Genomic DNA, 24,654 nt, shown 5'->3' on the forward strand with positions numbered 1-24,654 from the left:
CGACCTCAGATGACCTCGACCGTCTCGGGTGCGACGGTCGTCGTGGCGGTGTCCGCCTGGCGGAAGAGGAGGACGATCCAGACGATCGCGATGAGGACGGTCGCCGCGGTGACCATCGCGATGGCGCCGGCCACGCCGAACAGCAGACCGCCGGCCAGCGGCATCACGATTCCGGCGATGGACGTGATCGCCCGAGCGGTGAGGAGGCGCCTGCGCACGAAATGCGTGCGGGCGAGAAGGTAGTAGATGCCGTTCAGGAAGGTGGCGGCGACGAAGATCCCGGACTCCCAGGCGTAGTCGGTGAGCGCGGTCAGCGTCCCGATCTGGAGATCGCTCAGTTTCAGGAGCGAGATCGCGGCGAAGCAGACGGCCCCGATGATCAGCGACAAGCCGACGAAGAGCGAGACCGACTTGAGGGTGGCGAACCGTTTGGCGTCGACGCCGGCGAACAATGGGCGGACGGGCGTCAAGAGCAGTTTGACCGGACCGGAGACATTCGAGAGCGCCCGATAGACACCGAATCCGGTCACGCCGAGAATCGGGATGAGCGCGTACGGCGTGCCGATCCCGGAAGCGTCGAGCAATACAGAGTCGCTGAGCAGCGTCTTGATCTCATGGTTGTGGGTGCGCAGCCACGACGGGATGAGGGAGGGCGCGAAGCCGGTCGCCGGTTTGGACAGCACGGCACTGAGGAACGAGCCGACAGCCCACACGATCATCACCGTCAGAAGCGAGAAGGTGTCCCTGGCGAACAGGAAGAGGCACCAGCCGATGGCGAAGACCACCACGTTCGCGAAGTCGGCCGGGACCACCCAGCGGTACTCGCGGTGGTGGATGGCGTAGTACCTGGCGCCGGTGCGATACGTCGCGAAGCCGACGGCGAGGCCGCCGAGGATGGCCAGGTTGCCATAGCCCGGGATGAAGAAGAAGACGACGATCGTGACGATGGTCGAGAGGATGGAGTGCGTCAGCAGCGGGGCGCTGAATTGCTTCCACGTCGCCGCGGGCTGCACACGCTGCCACGCCTCGCAGACCACCGACAGCAGCACGGACGACGCGAGCGCGAATGCCAGGTAGATAGCCGAGAAGCGCCCGAATGTCGCGGGGTCGAGGCTGACCAGCGCGAGGATCTGCAGGAGAACGATGGCGGCCGAGTAGAAGACGGTGCCGAGCGAGATCCAGTACAGGTGCGGCCGTGAAGCCAGCGCCATCACCTCACCTGCTCTGCCAGTTCGCGCGGAGACGGCTCCTCCGCGCGCGAGCGGGTCGCCAGAATGGTGCTGGCGATCATTAGCGGCAGGAACACAGGCCACATGTGCCCTGGGGCCTGCAGATACGGGTTGGTCGCATTCGCGGCGAGTGCGGCCAGAGCTCCCGCCGAGCTGACGTACAGCGACGCCCGCAGGGGATCATCGACGCGGAACGCCTTGCGGACGACCCGGAGCGATGTGAGGAAGACCGCCAGGATCAGCAGAATGCCGATAATGCCCGTCCAGTAGAAGATCGCGTGGTACTGGAGTTCGGTCTGCCACGGCTTCATGTCGCGGATCACGCCCCCGCGATCGATCGTCGCCCCGAAACCACGCCCCACGATCAGGTCGGCGGCCGATTGCGGCGTGAGCATGTTCTGGCTCTCGTTCTTGCGGATCTCGTCGGCGAGAGCATCATCCGCTGAGATGGTCAGCGACTTGTCGTTGATGGAAGGCAGGTCTTTGGTGGGGAGAACAGCCTTCTGGCCCTCGACGATGGTGGTGGATGCCCCGACCGCCCCTCCGAGCATCGAGGTGAAGTGCGGCTGCCCAAGAAAGCTGACCGCGACCGCGATCACGGCGACGACGCCAACTCTCAGCACTGCGCGACCGGAGAACCGGGGGCTTTCGGTCTTGGCGTTGCGAACCTTGAGGGCGACGAGCATGACGACTGCGATGACCGGCGAGATCAGGAGGATCAGCACGACAGCCCTGCGCCACGACACGACGGCACCGGCGATGGCGAGGGAAGCTGCCAGGGTGCGGAGCCAGACGGGCGGGAGGTACGGGTCTTTGGAAGCGCAGAACAGCGAGGCGATCCACATCGCACCCCACCAGATCAGCGGAGGCAGGGAACTCGACGACAGCGAGACCATCCCGTGCGCGTCGGTGACCCCGCGCAGAAGAAGCGGCGATGTCAGCCAGGTCGGGAGGCTGAACGGCAGGTGGCCTGTGATGACCAGGGCGTCGATCAGGAAGAGGACGCCGATGAAAACGGTCACCCAGGCGCCGACCAGAAAGAGAGGGCGCACCACTCGGCGGTCGAATCCGACGACGATCACGCTGAAGACCGCAGGCCAGACCAGGAAGAAAACGAGAGTCCGCTGCCACGATTCGGCGTCGCGCGCGACGGCGGTGACGATCCCGAGCACGAGGAAGACGAGCCAGAGAGCCGCCGGCAGCAGGAACGCCTTATCCGGTCGCAGCTTCCGCTTCAGGATGTTGACGCCGGCAAGGAGCGCGAATGAGAGGAGCAGCGGGTACAGCAGAAGGTTGTTGCCGACGGGAATGAGGAACACGTATGCCATGGCGACCGCCGACCAGACGATGGCGGCGAGTGCCCACGGGTCGCGCTTGAGCGTGGCAAGAGGCATAGACGGGTTCCTTAGACGAATGGCTCGATAAAACTACACTACGGGCACCCCGGGGCCTGACCGTTGCCTGACGTCGGCCGGTCCACCATGAGGACTTGTTCAGGCGTTCTGGTCGACCTTGGAGCGATCGAACGTCCGCTCGATGAGCGCGCGCATCGGTGAGGCGAACGGTCGCTCCACGAAACGGTTCACGAGCCACGCGAGCGTGATCGCGACGGCGACCGCCAGCGCGAGTGCGCCCCAGACGCCGAGCAGGTCCTGTGTGAACTGGATGACGATCAGGCCGGGGTACACATGCACGAGGTACAGCGGGTAGGTGAGTCGCCCCAGTGACGTTCCGACGGAGCCCGTCCAGACGCGGGCGGGGGTCAGCGTTGCGAGCGCCACGAGGGCGAAGAAGGCGATGATCAGACAGAACGCCACAACGGACGAGAGGTGAGCGCCTGTGCTGGCCCGCACAGGAGCCACCGTCAGCGCGGCATTGTTGGCAGCGAACACCGCGTTGGCGGCGAGGATGATCCAGTGCAGCAACGTGTGCCCGTATGCGTAGATGAGGTAGAGCGCAATCCCGCCGGCGAACAGCGGGGCGAAGGTGGGCTGCAGGATCTCGGCGAACTGCTTGTTGCCCGCTTGGACGAGGACGGCCACGAGCGGCCAGAGCGCGGCGAGGGCGAGCACCTTCTTGTAGGTCAAACCTGTGACGATGAGAACGCCCACGATGAGGTAGAAGCAGAGCTCCACCCAGAGCGTCCAGTACACCCCGTCAACGTATGGGACACCGAAGGGCTTGTTCAGCATCGTCATGTTGACGGCGGTGTTCCTCAGATTCTCCGAGGTGACTCTGCCCATGAGGATGAACATGGCGACCACCCCGGCGAGTGGGACGGCGACCCAGTATGCGGGGAACAGCCTCGCCATCCGCGATGCGACGAACTGCCCTGGCGTGCGACCCCACGCGGACATCATGATTACGAAGCCGGAGATGATGAAGAACAGGTAGACGCCGAGATAGCCGTATCCGGTCACGGAGGTCAGCGGTCCGAAGATCGTGACTGGTCGAGCATCCCATCCCCAGGGGTACGGGTACGTCGTGAAGTGGTATGCCACCACGGCGATCGCGGCGGCGAAACGCAACGCGTCGAGAAGGTTGAGGCGCGCCTGACGAGCCGCTCGAGGCGCGAGGTCGGGTGAGAGCACCGGTCTATCCCCGCACAGCCGCTTCGGCGAGTCGGTCGCTCACAGTCGCTCGACGGTCGGGCCGGTGACGCGGTTCTTGGTGTCGAGCACCGGAGCCGATGTCTCTGCGAGCAGTGCGAGGTCGAACTCCTCGTGATCCGTCAGGAGCACGACGGCGTCGGCGGCGTCAAGGGTCTCGGCCGAGTACGACGCCCGCTCGACTCCTGCGGGCCAGCGGTGGTCCTCCACGCGGTCGTCGATGCCGACGATCTCGGCGCCGAGCTCGCGCAGGACGTCGATCAGCCGGAGGGAGGGCGATTCGCGGATGTCGCCGGTGTTCCTCTTGTATGAGAGCCCGACGAGCACGACTCGTGCGCCATTCAGAGCTTTGCCCGCGCGGTTGAGAAGCACCATGAGGCGCTGGGCGACGTAGTCGGGCATGTGGTCGTTGATGTCGTTCGCGAGCTCGACGAACCGGAACGACTGGCCGAGTTTGCGGCGCACCTGCCAGGAGAGGTAACTCGGGTCGACGGGAAGGCAGTGGCCGCCGACGCCGGGACCCGGCGTGAACTTCATGTAACCGAACGGCTTCGAGGACGCCGCCTCGATGGACTCCCAGACGTCGACGCCGAGCTGGTGGCCGAAGATGGCAAGTTCGTTCACGAGAGCGATGTTGACGTGCCGGAAGGTGTTCTCGAGCAGCTTGGTGAGTTCGGCCTCCTTCGTGCCGCTGACCGGCACGGTCGTCTCGACCAGGTCGTCGTAGAACCCCTGGACCCGCTCGAGCGAGGCCGCGTCAATGCCGGAGACGACCTTCGGAGTGTTGGCGAAGCCCCAGGTCTTGTTGCCGGGATCAATGCGCTCCGGGCTGTAGCCGACGAAGAAGTCCTGACCGGCGGTGAGGCCCGACCCTTCTTCCAGCAACGGGACGAGCAGCTCCTGCGTCGTGCCGGGGTATGTGGTCGACTCGAGGATGACGGTGGCACCGGCAGTGAGACGGCTGGAGAGGGCCTTGGCCGAGTCCTCGATGTAGCTGAGGTCGGGGATGCCCTCGCTCAGCGGCGTCGGAACGGTGATGACGGCGACGTCGAACCCCGCGGCTTCGTCGTAGTCCTTGCTCGCCTTGTACTTGCCGGAGGCGAGCGCGGCGGAGAGCACGCTGGAGGGGATGTCGTCGACGTACGATTCGCCTCGCTGGAGGCCGGCGATCCGGCGGTCGTCGACGTCGAGTCCGACGACGTCGTACCCCGCATCGACAGCTCGCATGGCGACGGGCAGGCCGACGTAGCCCTGCCCCACGATGACGGCGCGCTTGTTGTGTGAACTCATGATCCCCGGTCCGGATGCGACAGTGTCCCGTGCGGAATGCTGACGGGACAGTCGGGCGCGGCTGCGCGCCCCGGATGACAAATTATCAGACGACTCTCAGAGCTTCGGCAGGGAGGAACGCCAGCCCACGGAAATCGGGCAGGAAATGCCCCTCGAGTGGGGGTTATCCATGTATTCCCCCACGAGGATGTTCAGGTTCGGCGGGCGCTGGTCTGCTCTAATGGTCCAATGCCCGACTCCCTCCCTACGCGCGCCGCAATTTCGCACGCCAGGCAGAATCGCCCGCGCCGACGGTGGTGGTATCTGGGAGCCGGACTCGCCCTCGTCATCGTCTTCTGCGGACTCTGGATCGGGTTGCGTGCGCTCGACGCGAAATCCTCTCTCGAAGCGTCGATCCCGCTGGTCAACACGCTCAAGTCGCAGATCGTCGCGATGGACGTCTCCGGTGCTCAGGCGACGATGGCAAAGCTGGAGCCGAAGGTGAGCGCCGCTCGCGGCGACACGAGCGATCCGATCTGGCGTGGGGCAGAGGTCATTCCGTTCATCGGTCCCAACCTGTCGGCCGTGCGGACGTTGGCGTCCTCGACGGACGATGTCGTGACGCAGTCCATCAAACCGCTCGTCGGGGTGCTCGACACGGTCTCACCGGCAAGCCTCAAGCCTGTCAACGGCGCTCTCAACCTCACGCCGATCGTCAAAGCCACCCCGACGGTCGACCGTGCCGCGGCGGCGCTCGAGAAGGCCCACGCCCAGGTTGCCGCGATCGACACTTCCGGAACGATCGGACCAGTCCGGTCGGCGACGACTCAGCTCTCCACAATGCTCGGCAAAGTCTCGACGCAGATGCAGCAAGCGAAGGAAGCGGTGCACACGCTTCCCGCGGCACTGGGTGCGAAGGGCGTCCGCAACTACCTGGTCGTCTTCGAGAACAGTGGCGAACTGCTTCCGAACGGTGGAACGACCGGGTCGATGGCGCTTCTTCAACTCGACAACGGCAAGATCAGCCTGGTCAAGCAATCGTCGGCCTCCATCCGCGACTTCCCGCGATTCAGCGACTACATCATTCCGCTGCCGGAGGACGTGAAGAAGCTATACCCGTACGGCCTCGGCAAGCAGGTGCAGGACCTGACGATCACTCCGCGCTTCTCGCTGACCTTCGACGTCGCCAAGGCGATGTGGAAGTCGGCGAAGGGAGACGATATCGACGGCATCATCGCCATGGACACCGTCACGCTCGGCAAGCTCCTCAAGGCAACGGGACCGATAACCGTTCTCCCTGGTCTCACGCTGACACCGGAGAACGCTGCGCGCATCCTGCTCATCGACGTCTACACGATGTATCCGGATCCAGTGACCGTTGACAAGATCAACGAGGCGATTGCGATCAACGCGTTCACCAAGGTGCTCGGCGGCGGCGCCGACCCCAAGCTCCTCCTCAGCACACTGCTCTCGATGGGGCAGGAGGGGCGCGTGAAGATCTGGACGAATGACAAGGCAGAGCAAGACCTCATCAAGTTGACCCCGTTCTACTCGGAGCCACCTGTCAGCACAAAGGACACGGATGCGTTCGGCGTCTACTTCATGGATCAGACGCCGTCGAAGATGGACTACTTCCTCAAGGTGAAGGTGGGCATCAGCCAGGCGGTGTGCGGCGACAAGCACCGTTACGTCTTCGCTCGCATCGCCCTCAACAGCACGGCCCCGGCCAACGCGGCGCAGGTGCTTCCTCAGTATGTGATGGGCAACGGCGTGCTCGTCGCCCAGGGGTATGTGCAGATCGGCACCTCGGTCTACGCGCCGAAGGGATACAAAGTCCTCGGCACCGCCATCGACGCGCAGCTGTCTGCTACGCCGATGATCGGGACGGACGGCGAGTACCCGGTCGCGCAGGGAATCCAGCAGATGGGCCCCGGGCAGACGATGATCCTCGATGTGCTCTTCGATGCGGGCACGACCCCGATCAAGAAGCTCACGGCAGCGGTCACGCCGACGGTGAACCCGACGGTCACCTCGTACGGCACCCTCTCCTGCGCGGCGATCGGCAAGTAGGGCGCCGCGGCCGCAGCCGCAACCGCAACGCAAAGGGCGGGCAGGGAGCGTCTGCTCCCTGCCCGCCCTTTCGGCGACGCGCGCTAGTTGCGCGAGAGGGCGAAGATGCGGAGCAGCTCCAGGTAGAGCCAGATGACGGTCACCATGATGCCGAAGGCTCCGGCCCAGCCGAAGACGCGCGGTGCGCGGTTCTTCACGCCCTGCTGGATGGCGTCGAAGTCGAGCACCAGCGAGTACGCGCACATGATGACGACGAGGACGCCGATCACGACGCCGAGCGGGATGCCGAAGATCTTCAGATCGCCTCGGAGGCCCCATGGGTCGTCAGTGACATTGGTGAGGATGAGGACGAAGTTGACGACTGAGAAGAGCAGGTAGCCGACCATCGCGATGAGGAAGACCTTGGTGGCCTTCGCAGACGCGCGGATCTTGCCGCTCGCGAAGAGGGCGAGGGTCACTCCGACGACCACGATGGTGCCGATGACGGCCTGGAGAACCACGCCAGCCCACTGGGTCTCGTAGAACAGCGAGATGCCGCCGATGAAGATGCCCTGCACGCCGGCGTATGCCAGGGTGAGCGCGGGGGACGGCTTCTTGCGGTTCTTGAAGATGTTGACGAAGGCCAGGACGAGGCCGACGATTGCGGCCGGAATCCAGAGGACGGGGACAACCCAGCCGATGACGGCTCCGACGAGGAGCACGCCGAAGCTGACCGCGGTCTTGACGATCGTGTCCTCGACCGTCATGCGGTCGGTCTCTGCCGACCCCGCGGACGGCGAGTTGTACATCTCCTGCAGGTTCTCGGCGCTGAGTGTCGTAGCCGCCGTCGACCCGTTCTGGAAGGCCGGGCTCTGTGAGAATGCCGGGTTGGAGGTAGCCATGATTCCTCTGCTTGCGAGTGGGGTCCGGTCAAGCCGGATCGGTGCAATCAAACCTACTGATTTATCGTCTGAAAGTTCTGACAGATTGCCTTGAATCGACTGCTTCTGCGACCCATCGTGCGAGCCACGCGGACCCCACGATGACCACTGTGCTCACCGCGATCGACACCCAGCCCTGTGAGTATTCATGGATGGTGCTCGCCAGCACGATGCTGGATGCGATCGGGAGCAGCAGGACCACGTAGCTCAGCAGGGGGCGCAGCCGGATGAGCAACCAGGCGGCGAGCGGCACGCAGAAGCACCAGGCGAACCCTGCACCGCCGAGCATCAGCCAGGTGAAGCCGAGGACGGGGACGGCGACGGCGACTCTCCGCCCGATCGTCGAGGGGAGCACGACCCAGCCTGCCGGCTGCAGGAGCGAGCCGACGAGCAGGAAGGGGAGGCTGTACGCGCTGGTCATCAGGATGAAGCCGGTGCCGGCCACGAGCATCCCGAGGCCGATGACGAGTCGTTGACGGTAGACGCCCCAGTGCAGTTGAAGGAGGCTGGCAGGCTCGCGCCAGCCGCTCGGACGGGTCGGTTCCGCTGCGGACACCGCTTGATTGTGTCACCCGGATGCGTGCCTGAGAACCCCCCAAGGTGCGGGCTAGGATCTCACCATGCGCGCTCGGACGACCCCTCTGGTGATCGGTCACCGGGGTGCGCCCGGGTACCGCCCGGAGCACACGAGGGCGGCATACGATCTGGCGTTCGCACTCGGAGCGGACGCAGTCGAGCCCGACATCGTCGCCACCAAGGACGGGGTGCTCGTCCTTCGGCACGAGAACGAGATATCGGGGACGACGGACGTCGCCGCTCGCTCGGAGTTCTCCGGGCGGCGGACGACCAAGGAGATCGACGGCGAACCGCTGACCGGATGGTTCACGGAGGACTTCACTTGGGCGGAGCTCGCGACCCTTCGGGCGAAGGAGCGGCTGCCGGCGATGCGCCAGGCGAGCGCGACGTTCGATGGCCGCTACCCCCTGCTGAGGCTGCGCGACCTGTTCGAGATCGTCGATGCGGCATCCGACGATGCGGCGCGACGGCTCGGTGTCGTCGCAGAGGTCAAGCACGCCACGTACTTCGATTCGATCGGGCTCCCTCTCGCCGAGCTTCTCCTGTCTGAACTGGCCGACACCGGGTGGGGCGACAACCCTGGGCTGGTCGTCGAGAGCTTCGAGAAGACGGCGCTCGGACAGTTGCGCAGGAACGGCTTCCGTGGCCGGTGCGTGTATCTGCTCGAGGATTCGGGTGTTCCGGCCGACCGCGCGGCTGCTTTGGGGTCGGCAGCGCCGGGATACGCGGAGGATCTGACCGCGCGCGGGCTGTACGCGCTCGGCGCGGCCGGGGCGCCTGATCGAGTCGACGGGATCAGCGTCGAGGTGTCGCAGGTGCTCGCCTCCGGGTCGGTGTCGATGGCCCTGTTCGAGGACGATCCGTCCGGCATCGACATCGGCGCCGTGACCTCTGACCTGGTCGACACCGCCCATTCGGCCGGGCTCGGCGTCTACTGCTGGACGCTCAGGCCGGAGAACGCTTTGATGCCGGCCGATTTCCGCACGCCGGGACGCGATGATCAGTGGGGCGACTGGCGGCGGCTGTACTCGATCCTGCTGCACTCGGGTGTCGACGGCGTGTTCGCGGATCATCCGGATCTCGCGGTCGCCGCGCGCGACGAACGGTGACCTGAGCGGGCCACCCGACCTCTCCGGGGCGGGATGACAGTGGTGAAGGCTAAAATCGTTGGAGACATGACGAGCCTCCCCGACGCCTCTCCCTCCGCCACCCCGATCATCCTCGACGGCCGATCCGGTTACGGAGGCCCCGGCGACGGCGCAGACTCCGAAGGCGACCGCCTCTTCGCCGGCCTGAATCCCCAGCAGCGGGTGGCCGCCGAGTATCGCGGGGCCGCGCTTCTCATCGTCGCGGGCGCTGGATCGGGCAAGACGAGCGTGCTGACCCGCCGGATCGCCGGACTGATCGAGAGCCGGGAGGCGTGGCCGAGCCAGATCCTCGCCATCACGTTCACCAACAAGGCGGCGGCCGAGATGCGCGAGCGGGTCGAGGTGCTGCTGGGCGGCAAGTCGCAGGGCATGTGGATCTCCACGTTCCACTCGGCCTGCGTGCGCATCCTGCGCCGCGAGGCGGAGACGATCGGCAAGACCCAGAGCTTCACGATCTACGACTCGGGTGACACCCGTGCCCTCCTCAAGCGCATCATCAAGGGTCTCGATGCGGACACCCTCGGGTTCACGGTCGCCGGGGCGTCCGGGCGCATCTCCAAGCTCAAGAACGAGCTCACCGACATCGAGACCTATGCCCGCTCGGCCAATCTGAGCGACCCGCAGGAGGTGATGTTCCTTGAGATCTTCCGTCAGTACACGCGCGCACTGCGCACGGCGAACGCGTTCGACTTCGACGACCTCATCGCCGAGACGGTCTTCCTGTTTCGGGCGTTCCCCAAGGTCGCCGCCCTGTATCAGCGGCGCTTCCGCCACATCCTGGTCGACGAATATCAGGACACGAACCACGCGCAGTACTCGCTCATCCGCGAGCTGACCATGCCGATCGCCCCGGCCATCGCCGACGAGCTGGAGGCGCAGGGCCACCACGTCGAGTCGATGCGGGATGCGGTCGGTGTGATCCCCGGAGCGTCGCTGACCGTTGTCGGCGACTCCGACCAGTCGATCTACGCGTTCCGCGGCGCGGACATCCGCAACATCGTGGAGTTCGAGCGCGACTTCCCGGGTGCGAAGGTCGTGCTGCTCGAACAGAACTACCGGTCGACCCAGAACATCCTGAGCGCGGCCAACGCGGTGATCGCCAACAACTTCGATCGCAAAGACAAGAAACTGTGGACGGCCGTCGGAGACGGCGACAAGATCATCGGCTTCACCGGCTATTCGGGTCACGACGAGGCGCAGTTCGTGGCCGACGAGATCGAGAAGCTGCACAGCGCCGGCATGGACTACAAAGACATCGCCGTGTTCTACCGCACCAACGCGCAGACGCGAGCTCTGGAGGAGATCTTCATCCGCTCCGCTCTGCCGTACCGAATCATGGGTGGCACCAAGTTCTACGAGCGGGCCGAGATCAAGGACTCGATGGCGTATCTGATCGCCGTGGCGAACCCGGATGACACGTTGGCGCTTCGGCGCATCCTGAACACTCCGAAGCGCGGGATCGGCCCGGCGACGGAGACGCAGTTGGCGAGCTACGCGGAGGACAACGGGATCAACTTCCGCCAGGCGATGCGCGATGCGGGCTCGCTGGGGCTCGGACCCAAGGTCACCGCGGCGATCCTGCAGCTCGCCACGCTGCTCGACGACGCCACGGCGAAGATCGATCCGGAGAACCCGGCCGGTGTCTCGTCGGTCTCCGACGTGCTCACCTTCCTGCTCGACGGCAGCGGCTACCTGGACGTGCTCCGCAACAGCAGAGACCCGCAAGACGAGGCGCGTGCGGAGAACGTCGACGAACTCGTCGCGGTGACCCGCGAGTTCGCCCGCAACAACCCGGACGGCGGGCTCGTCGACTTCCTCACCGAGGTGTCGCTCGTGGCGGCTGCCGACGAGATCGACGACTCCAGCGGCACAGTCTCCCTGATGACCCTGCACACCGCCAAGGGCCTCGAATACGACGCCGTCTTCCTGACCGGCATCGAGGAGGACCTCCTTCCGCACAGGATGTCCGCGAACGAGCCTGGAGGACCAGCCGAGGAACGCCGGCTGTTCTACGTCGGCATCACGCGTGCGAAGAAGCGGCTGTTCTTGTCGCTGGCCATGACACGCGCGCAGTTCGGTGAGACCGCTGTGGCGATGCCGAGCCGCTACCTGCAAGAGATCCCCGCCGATCTGATCGAATGGAAGCAGTCGCCGGGAACGGCGAACGGCCGCGGCGGGAGCCAGTCGCGCGCACTGAACGCTCGGCGTCCTGGCCTGTCGGCGGGGTCGAGCGGGTCCCGCTGGAACGAGAGCCTCACCTCCGGCGGGTTCTCCGCGAGCGGTCGCCCGTCGGACCGTCCGAAGACGGAGTGGCCGAACCGCGTCACCGGCCAGGTGCGCGACAACGGTGACCTGGAACTCGCGTCAGGCGACCGCATCCGGCACACCGATTTCGGCGACGGCAGGGTCACCCAGGTGACCGGTGAGGGTGCCAAGCGCGTCGCGCATGTGCAGTTCGAGAAGGTGGGAGCGAAGAAGCTGCTCATCAAGATCGCCCCTATCGAAAAGCTGTGAAGCGCCCCAGGCTCACCACGCTGAGCGTCGAGGTCGGCCTGCGGGCGGCGACAGCGATCGCCGTTCCCCTGCTGATCCTCTTGGCCGTCGACCGGCTCGACCTTGCGGCATACGCGACGTTCGGAGCTTTCACCGCTCTGTACGGCAGGAACGAGCCGTACCGCCTGCGCATCCGGAGCGTCTCGGTCGCGGCTGTCGCCCTCGTGGCGACGATCGCCCTCGGCACACTGGTCGCGGTGCTCGGCGAACCAATCGCCCTGCTTGTTCCGCTGCTCATCCTGATCGTGGCCGGCGGAACGCTGCTCGCGACCACGTTCCAGCTGATGCCGCCCACCCCGCTGTTCTTCGTGTTCGCTCTGCTCGTCTGCGCCGCGGTTCCGACCCCGGCGAACGAGCTGTGGCTCCGGGTCGGCGTCGCCCTGGCGTCCGCCGCGTTCTCGTGGGTGTTGACCATGTCCGGTTGGCTGCTCAGGCGCATGGCCGGCTCCGCGTCGAACGCGGTCCTCCTCAAAGACCTGCGGCGCAGGCCGGTGCTCGACACCACCGCGATCAGGGATGCGCGCGTCTGGCTGACGGTGGCGCAGAACGTCGCAGGGGTGCTCATCGCGGGCGGGATCGCCCTCGCCTTCGGCCTCGGCCACGCCTATTGGGCCGTCGTCAGTCTTGTGGCCGTCATCCCTCCCGCGCGCGCCGCCCACTCGATCTCCCGCTCGGTGCATCGGGTGGTCGGGACCATCGTCGGCGTCGGCCTGACTGTCGTCCTTCTGTTCTGGTCCCCGTCTCCGCTCTTCGTCATCGGCGTGATCGTGGTGTGCCAAGTCTTCGCGGAGGCGTTCATCGGCGCCCACTACGGAACAGCCCTGGTGTTCGTCACCCCGATGGCGCTCTCCGTCTCGTATCTCGCGGCGCCGGTCGCGCTCTCGACCCTCGCCGTTGATCGCGTGCTCGAGACCGCGTTGGGTGCGGCCGTCGGAGTCCTGCTCGTCCTGACTGCGCGCTGGTTCGAGCGGACGCGCGGCTTGGCCGTCTGAGCGGTGCTGGGCGCGGTTCAGGCGAGAGAGGCCCGGAGCCGCCTCAAGTAAGCGTCGCGGGGGCTGTGGCGGAGCCGAGCAGGGAGGCGGGGATAGACGAGCGCCGCCCAGCGCATCCACCTGTCGAAGCGGCGCTGCAGTCGGTCGTTCCAGGCGAGACCGAAGGCGCGACGCAGGTCGGGGGACAGCAGGCCGACCGTCACGAGGCGGGCCTGCGGGAAGATCGCCCGCATCCACCAGGGAAGGGCGGACGGATAGAGGATCTGTCGCGCGACCCGCTTGGTGTCCTTCGTCGGGCGAAGGCAGGCGACCGTGTCGCGCCAGTACAGGTCGAATTCCGCTCTCGTCTGCGGCCAGGCGTCGGGCGGCACCTGGAGTGCGGAGCCGAGCACGGTGAACTCGCGATAGATCCGCTCCGCGTCGGCGTGGGGAAGCTGTCCGAAGAACCGTTCGTAAAGGTCGATCATCGTCGCGTAGAGCGTCGCAGCCACCCACAGCTGCAATTGCGGGTCGAAGGCGTTGTACGAGGGGGCGTCCCCGGCCGCGGCCGCCCTGACAGGTGCGTGCGCCCGATTCACCGACCGTCGCACGGCGGCGAACTCCTCCGGAGTCGCGTACACCGACGCGTAGACGAAGGTCATTGTGGCGTGGAGTCTGTCCATCATCCGGGTGGCGAAGTCGCTGTGCTCCACCACGCCCCGCCCGACGGCCGGATGTGCGATCTGGAGCAGCAGGGCCCTGCCGCCACCCGCCAGGTAAATGGCCTCGCCCGCGATGTCCTTGGCAGTGAGACCGGCCGGAGCCTGACGGGTTCGCATACCACCATCCTGTCGCGACAGTCTGCGAAGGTCCGGGATGCGATTCCGCACGAGGAAATCCGTCGCGGCGGCTCATCGCGCAGTCCTCACCGGGCGGCGCTCGCCGCGCCGCAGCACGAATCCGAACAGGCCCAGTCCGAGTGAGAGCATCGCGCCTCCGGCGCAGACGACCGGAATCAGACCGGTGGCGTTCGATCCTGTCTCGGCCAGTTCCGGTTCGCGCACACCGGCCGTCTCGACGCGGTGGGACTCCGGCTTCGGCTCCTCGGGCACCTCAGAGAGCTCGGGCACCTCGGGAACCTCCGGAACCTCGGGAACCTCCGGAACCTCCGGAACCTCCGGAACCTCCGGTTCCTCTGGTACGACGGGCTTCTCGGGCTTCTCGGGCTTCTCGGGCTTCTCGGGAGTCGACGGCTTCTCCGGCTCCATCACCCGCGTGATCTCCGACGCGACGCCGAACGGCGACCGCCAGGGACGCAGGCGTCCCCCGCTCTCGCTCGCCGCGGTGTCCTCCGGTGCGATCGACTCCACCCACACGTAATGACCGGCGGACGGCAGCGTGCACGCTGGGGTCTCGTACTCGCCCGTCCCTTGGACGAGCAGTTCGACCTCGCAGACGACCGGCGCGTCGACCGGTGCGTCCGGCGCCTCGACGATCGGATCGGCGAAGGGGCCGAGGAGCCGGCTGCGGATGGTCGCACTGACTGGCGCGAGCCCGTCGGGCGACATCCACACTCCCCAGGTGGGGAGCAGGCCGTCCTGCTGAGCGATGCCGACGATCAGCCGGTCGAAGACACTCGCACCCTGCTCGGCGACCGCGGCGCTGGTGACCGTGGAGACCGTCGGCTGGAACGGGAGGGGGGAGATGCCTGTCGCCCCGGCTTCGGCGGACGCCTCGGTATCCGCTGGCAGCGCGATCAGGAGTGCTTGCGCGTCTCCGTGCGGAATGGCGACGGTCAACCGGTCACCGTATGGCAGGCCGACGAAGGCGGCCTCAGCGGTGACGGTGACCGTGGCGTCCGGTCCGGTCGGCAGGATGGCGATGTCGACGCCGTTCTGGATGTCTGCGGTCGTCGACCCGTCGTCGAAGGTGGCGCCCGAGATGGTCGCCTTCCCCCAGTGCTTGCGCGGAGGGAGGACCTCCGGCCCCGTCAGCCGGTCGACGGTCAGCTCGACCCTGAGGCGGCCGTCGCCGTCGTCGCCGAGTTCGACGACCGACGTCGCTTCGACCGAGCGGGAGCCCAGCCTCCCCGCCTCGGCGACCATCGAGTGCGCCCACTCCAGGACGGTCGCGGCGTCGGAACCCGCTCTGGCCGCGTACGAAGCGGCGGTCGCTCCGTCGAGGCCCGCGACCATCCATGTGGCCAGCTGGCCGGCCGCAGCGGTGCCGCGGTCGCCTGTCCCCGCCCAGGATCGCGAGATGAAGGCGAGTTTCGCGGCCTGCTCCGGCGTGTACCAGTCGAGCGCCGAGCCTGCCACGAGATCGACCTCGTGGCCGGTCGGGCTCTTCTTGCCCGCCTGCAGGCAGAAGCCGCGCGATCCGTCGTCGAGTGCGTACGTTCCGAGCCACCACCCGTCTGCGGAGAGATAGCCGGGTCCATGGCCGCTGGCGGAGAGGGCCTGCGCTCCCGTCGCGAAGTGGACCGCCGAGAAGAAGAACAGCAGCCCGGCTACCGCGAACGAGGTGATGAGAGTGGTTATTCGGTGTGTCATGGCATCCACCGTCGTCGTTCAGGACGCGGCGAGGTTGCCCGTGACGAAAGCTGTGGAGAAGCGGGTGCACGCCTCCGGCTGTGCAGGGAGCATCAGGAACCGCTGTGGATTTCGCGGCTCGTTTCGCGGGCGTTCAGCAGGACGCGCTAGAGTGCTTTTGGCGAAATTTATCTCGGCGTCGAGCTATTCTCCCGCCGAAACTGCCTAGGAGAAATCGGCCGGCAGCGCCACGAGCGCGCCGGAACCAGCGGATTGGATAACCGTGGATCTATACGAGTATCAGGCCAGAGACCTGTTTGAGCAGTACGGTGTCCCGGTCCTTCCGGGCATCGTCGCGGACACCCCCGAGGAGGTGCGCGCAGCGGCGGAGAAGCTCGGTGGAGTGGTCGTCGTCAAGGCGCAGGTCAAGGTCGGTGGTCGTGGCAAGGCGGGCGGCGTCAAGGTCGCCAAGAACCCGGACGAGGCGGAGGAAGCGGCGAAGGCCATCCTCGGGCTCGACATCAAGGGTCACATCGTCCGTCGCGTGATGGTCGCCGGTGGCGCCCGCATCGCGAAGGAGTTCTACTTCTCGGTCCTGCTCGACCGGGCCAACCGTTCATACCTGTCCCTCACGAGCGTCGAGGGCGGCATGGAGATCGAGGTCCTCGCCGTCGAGAAGCCCGAGGCGCTCGCGCGCATCGAGGTCGACCCGATCTCGGGTGTCGACGCAGCGAAGGCCGCCGAGATCGCAAAGGCCGCCGGGTTCCCGGATGAGCTCTCCGCCAAGGTCGCCGACGTCTTCGTGAAGCTGTACGACGTCTACAAGGGTGAGGACGCGACGCTCGTCGAGGTCAACCCGCTCGTGCTCACCGAGGAGGGCGACATCATCGCCCTCGACGGCAAGGTCACGCTCGACGAGAACGCCGGATTCCGTCACCCGAACCACGAGGCGCTCGAGGACAAGGCAGCAGCCGACCCGCTCGAGGCCAAGGCCAAGGCCAGCGACCTCAACTACGTCAAGCTCGACGGAGAGGTCGGCATCATCGGCAACGGTGCTGGTCTCGTCATGAGCACACTCGACGTCGTCGCTTACGCCGGAGAGAAGCACAAGGGCGTCAAGCCGGCCAACTTCCTCGACATCGGAGGCGGAGCATCCGCTGCCGTCATGGCCGCCGGACTGGACGTGATCCTGAACGACCCGCAGGTCAAGAGCGTGTTCGTGAACGTGTTCGGCGGCATCACCGCGTGCGACGCGGTCGCCAACGGTATCGTCAAGGCGCTCGAGATCCTCGGCGACGAGGCGAACAAGCCGCTCGTCGTCCGTCTCGACGGCAACAACGTCGACGAGGGTCGCCGCATCCTCACCGAAGCCGCTCACCCGTTGGTGACGCTGGCTCTCACCATGGACGAAGGCGCCGACAAGGCCGCCGAACTGGCTGCGAAGTAAGGGCGCGACGAACAATGTCTATCTTCCTCAACAAGGATTCCAAGGTCATCGTGCAGGGCATCACCGGCGGTGAGGGCACCAAGCACACCGCCCTCATGCTGAAGGCCGGCACCCAGGTGGTCGGCGGCGTGAACGCCCGCAAGGCCGGGACGACCGTCACCCACGGCGATGTCGAGCTCCCCGTCTTCGGAACGGTCGCAGAGGCCATCGAGAAGACCGGCGCCGACGTGTCGATCGCCTTCGTCCCGCCCGCCTTCACCAAGGATGCGGTCATCGAGGCCATCGACGCCGAGATCCCGCTGCTCGTCATCATCACCGAGGGCGTGCCTGTGCAGGACTCGGCCGAGTTCTGGGCGTACGCGCAGGAGAAGGGCAACAAGACCAGGATCATCGGTCCGAACTGCCCCGGCATCATCACCCCCGGTGAGTCGCTCGTCGGCATCACCCCGGCGAACATCACCGGCAAGGGCCCGATCGGTCTCGTCTCGAAGTCCGGGACGCTCACCTACCAGATGATGTACGAGCTGCGCGATCTCGGCTTCTCGACGGCCATCGGCATCGGCGGAGACCCGATCATCGGCACCACCCACATCGACGCGCTCGCCGCGTTCGAGGCCGACCCCGAGACCAAGGCGATCGTCATGATCGGCGAGATCGGCGGAGACGCCGAGGAGCGGGCAGCCGACTTCATCAAGGCGAACGTGACCAAGCCGGTCGTCGGTTACGTCGCAGGGTTCACGGCTCCGGAGGGCAAGACCATGGGCCACGCAGGCGCCATCGTCTCCGGCTCGGCCGGCACCGCGCAGGCGAAGAAGGAGGCCCTCGAGGCCGCCGGCGTCAAGGTCGGCAAGACGCCGTCCGAGACCGCCGCCCTGCTCCGCGAGGTATACGCGGCGCTGTAAGCAGGCAACAACATCGGAGAGCGCGAGTTCTCCACACACGACGGACCCCGTGGAGTTCTCCACGGGGTCCGTTTTTGTCCCTGTGCCAGATGTTGGCCGAGCGATACAGTGAGCACCATTGGGGAGCGAAGGGGTCGGACATGGCGCGGATCACGAACAGCGAGCTGCTACAGCGCGTCGCGCAGCTCGAGAGCGAGAACGCTTCACTGCGCGAGACGATCGAGAGCACCGGGACGCCCATCCCTCCGCTCGATGGCTCTGCTGCCGGAGCGCCGGGCGCCGGCGGGCGCTCGCCGCACAAGCGCAGCTGGGCCTGGACGCTGCTCGCAACGGTGCTCATCCTGATCGGCGCGATCCTTGCTCCGGTCGCTGTCGTCGCATCCTGGGCGAAGGTGCAGCTCACCGACACGGACGCCTTCGTCGCGGCGTACGCACCGTTGGCCAAAGATCCAGCCGTGCAGTCGTTCGTCACCGACCAGACCATGCAGGTGATCCAGGAGAACGTCGACGTGCCGGCGATCACGTCCCAGGTGGTCGACGGGATCACCTCGCTCGGCACCGGGCCGGCCGCGACCAGGGCTCTCGAAGCACTCAAGGGCCCGGCCGCCCAGGGCATCGTGTCGCTGATGCGGTCGACCGTTGACAGTTTCGTCCGCTCCGACGCGTTCGCACAGGTCTGGCAGGAGGCGCTGCGCGCGAGTCACACGCAACTCGTCGCGACGATGCAGAACGACTCGAATGCGGCCATCGCCGTTGGCGCGAACGGCTCGATCGGCGTGCAGCTCGGACCGATCATCGACAGGGTGAAAGCGATCCTGGTGAAGCAGGGACTCACCTTCGCCTCGCAGATCCCGACGGTGGAGCGCACGATCACCGTCGCGCAGAGCTCCTCGCTCCCCACCATCCAGCTGTTCTACGGGATCGCCGTCGCGGCGGGCGCGTGGCTGCCCTGGGTGGCGCTCCTGCTGCTCGCCGTCGGTGTGGTCGTCGCCCGCAGGAGGGCGCTCGCGCTGGTCTGGGCAGCGGTCGCCCTGGCCCTCTCGATGGTGATCATCGTGGCGGGAATCGCCATCGGACGCCTGGTCTTCATCGGCTCGGTGTCGCCGTCGCTGATCCCGTCCGGGGTCGCACGAACGGTGTTCGACACGCTCACCTCGGCGATGCGCGACACGGGCGTCGCTGTGCTCGTGCTCGCGATCGTTGTCGCCGTCGTCGCCTGGTACTCGGGGCCGTTCGTCGTGCCGAGACGGTTGCGGGGGTTCTTCGGCTCCGGGGTCACCTGGGCGAGGAACGCCGCGGATCGGCACGGTGTCGGCACGGGTCGCACAGGGGAGTGGCTGTACGCGCAGCGGGCACTGCTCCGCGCGGCCGTCGCGGTCATCGCCGCCGCCATCGTCTTGTTCGTCCGTCCGTTGACACCAGGGCTCATCATCTGGACCCTCGTCATCGCCGCCGTGGTGATCGGCGTGCTCGAACTGCTGCAGCGCCCTGTCATCACCGTGCCGGAGAACTCCGACGACGAGACGCCGATCATGACCGTCTCCTGACCGTCGAAGTGTCGGCGGTCGGCCGTGGGAGCGGGCCGGTAGGCTCCATTCGGTCATGAATCGCACAACCGTCGCCCTGCTCGCCGCTCTGGAGGCGGCCATCGTGGTCGCGATCGGTCTCGCGATCTCGCTCGTCCCGCTCACGGTTCTCTGGGCAGCCCAGTACCATCTCGCGGCCGATTGGTTCGCGTTCTGGCGAGCGTCGGCGGACATCTGGCTGGTCGGGCACGGCGTCAACCTCACTGTGACCCTCGACGCGCAGAGCGCGGCGACGCTCGGCCTTCCTGGCGCCGTCATCCCGTTCCAGGTGACGATCGCGGCACTCGGCTTCGCCGTCCTCACCGCCGGCCTCGGGGTGCGTACAGGTCTCCGCGCCTCGGAGACGCCGTTCCGGCTGACCGGTGCGGTCAGCGCCGTCGTCGCGTTCGCCGTTCTCTCGACGATCGTGACCTTCACGGCGGGGAGCGCCCCCGTGCATCCATCGGTCTGGCAAGGGATCATCCTGCCGCCGTTCGTCTACGCCGTCGGGGTGCTGTGCGGGTTCGGTTTCGCCGCCGCGCGGGCCGAGCGGGCCGCCGGCGACGCGCCTGACGTACGCGACGGCCAGGCCGTGCGCGCCCGAGTGGCCGCGCTCACCGCCTGGACGGAGCGCATCCCGCCGATGCTCAAGGATGCTTCGGCCGCCGCCCTCCGAGCGGGCACAGGGGCCGCGTCCCTGGTGATCGCGGGCGCCGCCCTCGTGCTCACCGTCCTGGTCTTCGGGAACTACGGCGGCATCGTCAGCCTCTACGAGCAACTGCAGGCGGGCGCCCTCGGAGGAGCCGCCCTCACCATCGCGCAGCTCGCGTTCCTTCCGAACCTGGTGATCTGGCTCGCCTCGTGGATGATCGGCCCTGGATTCGCGATCGGCACCGGTTCGTCGGTCAGCCCGATCGGCACGGAGCTCGGACCGCTGCCAGGTCTGCCGCTGTTCGGCGTGATCCCGTCCGGTGGATTCTCCTTCGGCCTGGTCGGCATCCTGGTGCCGATCGTCGCCGGATTCCTTGCCGCAGCACTCCTCCGCTCCCGAGCGACGCGACTGCGCGACCTGCATGGGACGCCCGGGCTCTTGGTGGCCGCCATCGGCATCGGTATCGTTGCGGGCATCGAACTCGGCCTCCTGGCCTGGTGGTCGTCCGGAGCCCTCGGCCCTGGACGGCTGCATGACGTCGGCCCGAATCCGTGGCTGGTCGGTTCGATCGCGGCGGCGGAGATCGCTGTCGCGGCCATCATCGGTCTGTTGGCGGGAGGTCGGGCGAGACGATGAGCCGCTGGAACCTGCCGTTGCGCTTTCCGAAGCTGGAGATCCACCGCCGTTCGGTGGACGCGAAGCAGCTCGTGGAGAACCCTTCGGATCAGCTCCAGGAGTTCCTCGTCAAGCTTGGCAGCGCCCTCCTCTCCGTCGGAACGGCGGCGACGGACATCCAGCGAACGCTCAAACGCGTCGCCGTGGCGCTCGGCTCGCCGAACGCGGCGCTCATCGTTTTCCCGACCCTGATCTTCGTCGGTATGCCGGACGAGACGCAGACTCGATTCGAGGTCGCGGAGTCGACGGGCGGAGAGGTACGGTTCGACAGGGCTGCGCGCATCTACACGGTGGTCGACCACGCGCTCGCCGGAACGATCACGGCGGCGGAGGGCATCGCTGCGATCGAGGGGATCACCGCGGCGAAGCCTCGCTTCAACACTGCACTGCGCGTGCTCGGTCACGGGTTGGCCGCCGCGGGCGTCGGGCTCGTGCTGCTCGGCGCCGAACCGCTCAGCATGGTCTACGCCTTCGTGCTCGGCGTGCTGGTCGGCGTCGCGAAACTGCTCGTCCGGCCGGGGACGTACGCCGCGATCCTGTTGCCGGTGATCACCGCGTTCGCGCTCGCCCTCATTGTCTTCGCCGCAGCGCGCACCGCGGTCGTCCCCGAGCCGCTGCAGGTCCTTGTTCCGCCGCTGGTCACGCTGCTCCCTGGCGCCGTGCTCACGACGGGCATCCAGGAACTCGCGGCCGGCGACATGGTGGCGGGCGCAAGCAGGCTCGTCTCCGGGATCGCCCAGCTGCTGTTCCTCTCGTTCGGGATCCTGGCAGCGCTGACGATCACGGGTGTCCCCGCATCCATTGCTCTGCTGACGACCCACCCTGCCCTCGGCGCGTTCCAGCCGTGGGTGGGCGTCCTGCTGTTCTCGCTCGGGATCTTCTTCTATTACTGCGGACCGCGGAGCTCTCTGTACTTCCTGACCCTGGTGCTGCTCGTGGCGTATGGCGCACAACTGCTCGGCGCCGTGCTCATGGGCAGCCAGTTCAGCGGCTTCTTCGGGGCGTTGGCGCTGACCATCGTCGCCTATCTCGTGCAGTCGATCAGAGGAGCGCCACCGGCCGTGGTCTGCTTCCTTCCGGCGTTCTGGCTGCTGGTCCCGGGGGCGACGGGGCTGATCGGACTGACCCAGAGCGCCTCCGGTGTCAACTTCGATTCGAGCAGCTTCCTGACCATCGTCGGGTCGATCGTCGCCATCGCGCTCGGCGTGCTCGTCGGCACGGCGGTCTACCGCCAGATCTACAGCGTGGCGCCCGCGGCCTGGAAACTGCGGCTGGTCTGAGCCGGCGCGGCCCGGCCGCTAGGCTGGTGGCGTGCTCTCGATTGTGGTGCTGATCTCCGGCGGCGGGTCCAACCTGCGTGCTCTTCTCGAAGCGTCGCAGGATGCGGAATTCCCCGCTCGCGTCGTCGCCGTCGGCGCCGACCGTGACGCGGACGGCCTCGCCCACGCCGAAGAGTTCGGCATCCCATCGTTCACCGTCCCGTTCTCGTCGTTCGACGACAGGGATGCGTGGGGCGACGAGCTGTTGAAGCAGATCGTGCAGTGGGAGCCGGACCTGGTGATCCTCTCCGGCTTCATGCGCCTGGTTCCGCCGCGGGTGGTCGCGGCGTTCTCGCCCAATCTCATCAACACCCACCCCGCCTATCTGCCCGAGTTCCCCGGAGCCCACGGGGTCCGGGATGCACTCGCGGCCGGCGCCACCCAGACCGGCGCCAGTCTCATCGTGGTCGACAACGGCGTGGACGCCGGGCCGATCATCAGCCAGGAGCGTGTGCCCGTCCACCCGGACGATACGGAGGCCGCTCTCCACGAACGCATCAAACCTGTGGAGCGACGGCTGCTCATCGACGCCGTCCTCGACATCGCCAACGGACACATCGACCTCAAGGAGCTTGCACGAGCATGAGTGGACCCCGCCACGACGCCAGCCTCTACCGCGAGAGGGACATCGTCCCGATCCGCCGCGCGCTGATCTCGGTCAGCGACAAGACCGGGCTCCTCGAGCTCGCCAAGACGCTCGCAGACGCGGGCGTCGAGATCGTGTCGACGGGGACGACCGCGTCCACGATCCGGGATGCGGGACACGAGGTCACCGACGTGGCCAGCGTCACCGGATTCCCCGAGTCGCTCGACGGGCGCGTGAAGACGTTGCACCCCGCCATCCATTCCGGCCTTCTCGCCGACTTGCGGCTCGCCTCCCACGAGGAGCAGCTCAAGGAGCTGGAGATCAAGCCGTTCGAGCTCGTGGTCGTGAACCTGTACCCGTTCGTCGAGACGGTGGCGTCCGGGGCGGTCGGCAACGATGTGGTCGAGCAGATCGACATCGGCGGCCCCGCGATGGTCCGTGCGTCCGCGAAGAACCACGCGAACGTCGCGATCGTCGTCTCGCCGGAGCATTACGGCGCCATCGCCGACGCGATCGCCGCGGGAGGCACCACGTTCGACCAACGCCGTGAGTTCGCAGCGCAGGCGTTCGCGCACACGGCCGCATACGACGGTGCGGTCGCCGCCTGGTTCGCTGGGGATGCGCCGAGCACCGACGACTTCCCCGAGCGCTTCGAGGTGACGGTCGAGCTGAAGCAGACGCTGCGCTACGGCGAGAACGCGCACCAGGCCGCGGCCCTCTACGCAGACCCGGCCGGAACCGGCATCGCGCAGGCCACTCAGCTCGGCGGCAAGGAGATGTCGTACAACAACTTCGTGGATGCGGATGCCGCCCTCCGCAGCGCATACGACTTCGACCAGCCCGCCGTCGCGATCATCAAGCACGCCAACCCGTGCGGCATCGCGGTCGCCGACGACATCGCCGATGCACACCGTAAGGCGCACGAGTGCGACCCGGTGTCGGCGTACGGCGGCGTGATCGCGGCCAACGGCATCGTCACGCTCGCGATGGCAGAGGCCGTGAAGGGCATCTTCACCGAGGTGCTGATCGCGCCGGGCTTCGAACCCGCCGCGCTCGAACTGCTGCAGACCAAGAAGAACCTGCGCATCCTGCAGTTGCCGGACGGGTATGCGCGAAAGGTCACCGAGTTCCGTCAGATCTCGGGTGGCGTGCTGGTGCAGGATGCTGACCGCTTCGACGCCGCGTCCACCTCATTCGGCTCGTCCGCCGGATGGACGCTCGTCTCTGGCGAGGAGGCGGACGCTGCGACGCGGGCCGACCTCGAGTTCGCCTGGAAGGCCTGCCGCGCTGTCAAGTCGAACGCGATCCTGCTGGCGAACGACGGCGCATCCGTCGGCGTCGGCATGGGACAGGTGAACAGGGTCGACTCGTGCAACCTGGCCGTGACCCGTGCGGGCGAGCGCGCATCCGGTGCTGTCGCCGCTTCGGATGCCTTCTTCCCGTTCGCAGACGGCGCAGAGATCCTGATCGCCGCCGGTGTTCGGGCGATCGTGCAGCCCGGCGGCTCCATCCGCGACGAGGACGTGATCGCGGCCGCCAAGGCTGCCGGAGTCACCATGTACTTCACCGGAGAGCGTCACTTCTTCCACTGAGCTTCCACTTTGGTGCGGGCGGGACTCGTGGGAGAATTGT

General features: G+C 66.9%; 19 protein-coding genes. 11 read left to right on the forward strand and 8 right to left on the reverse strand.

Features of this window, described 5'->3' with window-relative positions; all coding sequences use genetic code 11:
- Positions 1-5: 5 nt before the first annotated feature.
- From AC37TH_RS08910 to AC37TH_RS08925, 4 genes are all read right to left on the reverse strand, one after another.
- Entirely contained in the window at positions 6-1,211 is a 1,206-nt protein-coding gene (locus AC37TH_RS08910; protein ID WP_490764003.1) for a hypothetical protein, read from the reverse strand.
- Positions 1,211-2,623 carry a hypothetical protein gene (locus AC37TH_RS08915; protein WP_490764004.1) on the reverse strand — a complete coding sequence of 471 codons (1,413 nt, stop codon included), beginning with the start codon at positions 2,621-2,623 and terminating at the stop codon, positions 1,211-1,213. Before AC37TH_RS08915 ends, AC37TH_RS08910 begins: the two co-directional genes overlap by 1 nt.
- Before the next feature lie 99 nt (positions 2,624-2,722).
- Complete coding sequence (locus AC37TH_RS08920; protein ID WP_490764005.1) at positions 2,723-3,820, reverse strand: acyltransferase family protein; 1,098 nt, start codon at positions 3,818-3,820, stop codon at positions 2,723-2,725.
- A gap of 39 nt (positions 3,821-3,859) precedes the next feature.
- The gene (locus tag AC37TH_RS08925) at positions 3,860-5,128 is read right to left on the reverse strand and encodes a nucleotide sugar dehydrogenase (protein ID WP_490764006.1); all 1,269 of its coding nucleotides are present in this window, start codon (positions 5,126-5,128) and stop codon (positions 3,860-3,862) included.
- A gap of 228 nt (positions 5,129-5,356) precedes the next feature.
- Here AC37TH_RS08925 and AC37TH_RS08930 point away from each other — a divergent pair, with 228 nt between their 5' ends.
- Complete coding sequence (locus tag AC37TH_RS08930; protein ID WP_490764007.1) at positions 5,357-7,177, forward strand: DUF4012 domain-containing protein; 1,821 nt, start codon at positions 5,357-5,359, stop codon at positions 7,175-7,177.
- An 83-nt stretch (positions 7,178-7,260) separates the two neighbouring features.
- Here AC37TH_RS08930 and AC37TH_RS08935 read toward each other — a convergent pair whose 3' ends face one another.
- Together AC37TH_RS08935 and AC37TH_RS08940 are read right to left on the reverse strand one after the other, a co-directional pair.
- Entirely contained in the window at positions 7,261-8,058 is a 798-nt protein-coding gene (locus AC37TH_RS08935) for a Bax inhibitor-1/YccA family protein (RefSeq protein ID WP_490764008.1), read from the reverse strand.
- A 61-nt stretch (positions 8,059-8,119) separates the two neighbouring features.
- Positions 8,120-8,653: a hypothetical protein gene (locus AC37TH_RS08940; RefSeq protein WP_490764009.1), complete on the reverse strand. Its 534-nt coding sequence runs from the start codon at positions 8,651-8,653 to the stop codon at positions 8,120-8,122.
- Between the two features lie 64 nt (positions 8,654-8,717).
- Between AC37TH_RS08940 and AC37TH_RS08945 the strand changes: the two genes are divergently transcribed.
- The 3 genes from AC37TH_RS08945 (at position 8,718) to AC37TH_RS08955 (ending at position 13,366) form a co-directional block, all read left to right on the forward strand.
- Positions 8,718-9,782 (forward strand): glycerophosphodiester phosphodiesterase family protein, encoded by a 1,065-nt coding sequence (locus tag AC37TH_RS08945; RefSeq protein WP_490764010.1) that lies wholly within the window; start codon positions 8,718-8,720, stop codon positions 9,780-9,782.
- Between the two features lie 66 nt (positions 9,783-9,848).
- Positions 9,849-12,335, forward strand: a complete 2,487-nt coding sequence (locus AC37TH_RS08950) for an ATP-dependent helicase (RefSeq protein WP_490764011.1) — start codon at positions 9,849-9,851, stop codon at positions 12,333-12,335.
- Positions 12,332-13,366: an FUSC family protein gene (locus AC37TH_RS08955; protein ID WP_490764012.1), complete on the forward strand. Its 1,035-nt coding sequence runs from the start codon at positions 12,332-12,334 to the stop codon at positions 13,364-13,366. The genes AC37TH_RS08950 and AC37TH_RS08955 overlap by 4 nt, the downstream gene beginning before the upstream one ends.
- Positions 13,367-13,383: 17 nt before the next feature.
- On the opposite strand, the gene AC37TH_RS08960 is transcribed toward AC37TH_RS08955, so the two are convergent.
- On the reverse strand, positions 13,384-14,184 hold the full coding sequence (locus tag AC37TH_RS08960; RefSeq protein ID WP_490764013.1) for an oxygenase MpaB family protein: 801 nt from the start codon (positions 14,182-14,184) through the stop codon (positions 13,384-13,386).
- A 72-nt stretch (positions 14,185-14,256) separates the two neighbouring features.
- Positions 14,257-15,897, reverse strand: a complete 1,641-nt coding sequence (locus tag AC37TH_RS08965) for a hypothetical protein (protein WP_490764014.1) — start codon at positions 15,895-15,897, stop codon at positions 14,257-14,259.
- A gap of 262 nt (positions 15,898-16,159) precedes the next feature.
- Between AC37TH_RS08965 and sucC the strand changes: the two genes are divergently transcribed.
- The 7 genes from sucC to purH all read left to right on the forward strand — a co-directional run bounded on the left by sucC (position 16,160) and on the right by purH (position 24,614).
- Positions 16,160-17,323 carry an ADP-forming succinate--CoA ligase subunit beta gene (gene sucC, locus AC37TH_RS08970; RefSeq protein ID WP_490764015.1) on the forward strand — a complete coding sequence of 388 codons (1,164 nt, stop codon included), beginning with the start codon at positions 16,160-16,162 and terminating at the stop codon, positions 17,321-17,323.
- Between the two features lie 14 nt (positions 17,324-17,337).
- Positions 17,338-18,225, forward strand: coding sequence for a succinate--CoA ligase subunit alpha (sucD, locus tag AC37TH_RS08975; protein ID WP_085370209.1), 888 nt, complete (start codon positions 17,338-17,340; stop codon positions 18,223-18,225).
- Between the two features lie 140 nt (positions 18,226-18,365).
- Complete coding sequence (locus AC37TH_RS08980) at positions 18,366-19,772, forward strand: hypothetical protein (RefSeq protein WP_490764016.1); 1,407 nt, start codon at positions 18,366-18,368, stop codon at positions 19,770-19,772.
- 55 nt (positions 19,773-19,827) lie between these two features.
- The gene (locus AC37TH_RS08985) at positions 19,828-21,078 is read left to right on the forward strand and encodes a cell division protein PerM (RefSeq protein WP_490764017.1); all 1,251 of its coding nucleotides are present in this window, start codon (positions 19,828-19,830) and stop codon (positions 21,076-21,078) included.
- A complete protein-coding gene (locus tag AC37TH_RS08990; protein WP_490764018.1) occupies positions 21,075-22,397 on the forward strand; it encodes a threonine/serine exporter family protein in 1,323 nt (440 codons plus the stop codon). The genes AC37TH_RS08985 and AC37TH_RS08990 overlap by 4 nt, the downstream gene beginning before the upstream one ends.
- A gap of 31 nt (positions 22,398-22,428) precedes the next feature.
- The gene (gene purN, locus AC37TH_RS08995) at positions 22,429-23,022 is read left to right on the forward strand and encodes a phosphoribosylglycinamide formyltransferase (protein ID WP_490764019.1); all 594 of its coding nucleotides are present in this window, start codon (positions 22,429-22,431) and stop codon (positions 23,020-23,022) included.
- The gene (purH, locus tag AC37TH_RS09000) at positions 23,019-24,614 is read left to right on the forward strand and encodes a bifunctional phosphoribosylaminoimidazolecarboxamide formyltransferase/IMP cyclohydrolase (RefSeq protein ID WP_490764020.1); all 1,596 of its coding nucleotides are present in this window, start codon (positions 23,019-23,021) and stop codon (positions 24,612-24,614) included. Before purN ends, purH begins: the two co-directional genes overlap by 4 nt.
- Positions 24,615-24,654 lie beyond the last annotated feature (40 nt).

It is taken from the genome of Leifsonia sp. McL0627, assembly GCF_058244615.1.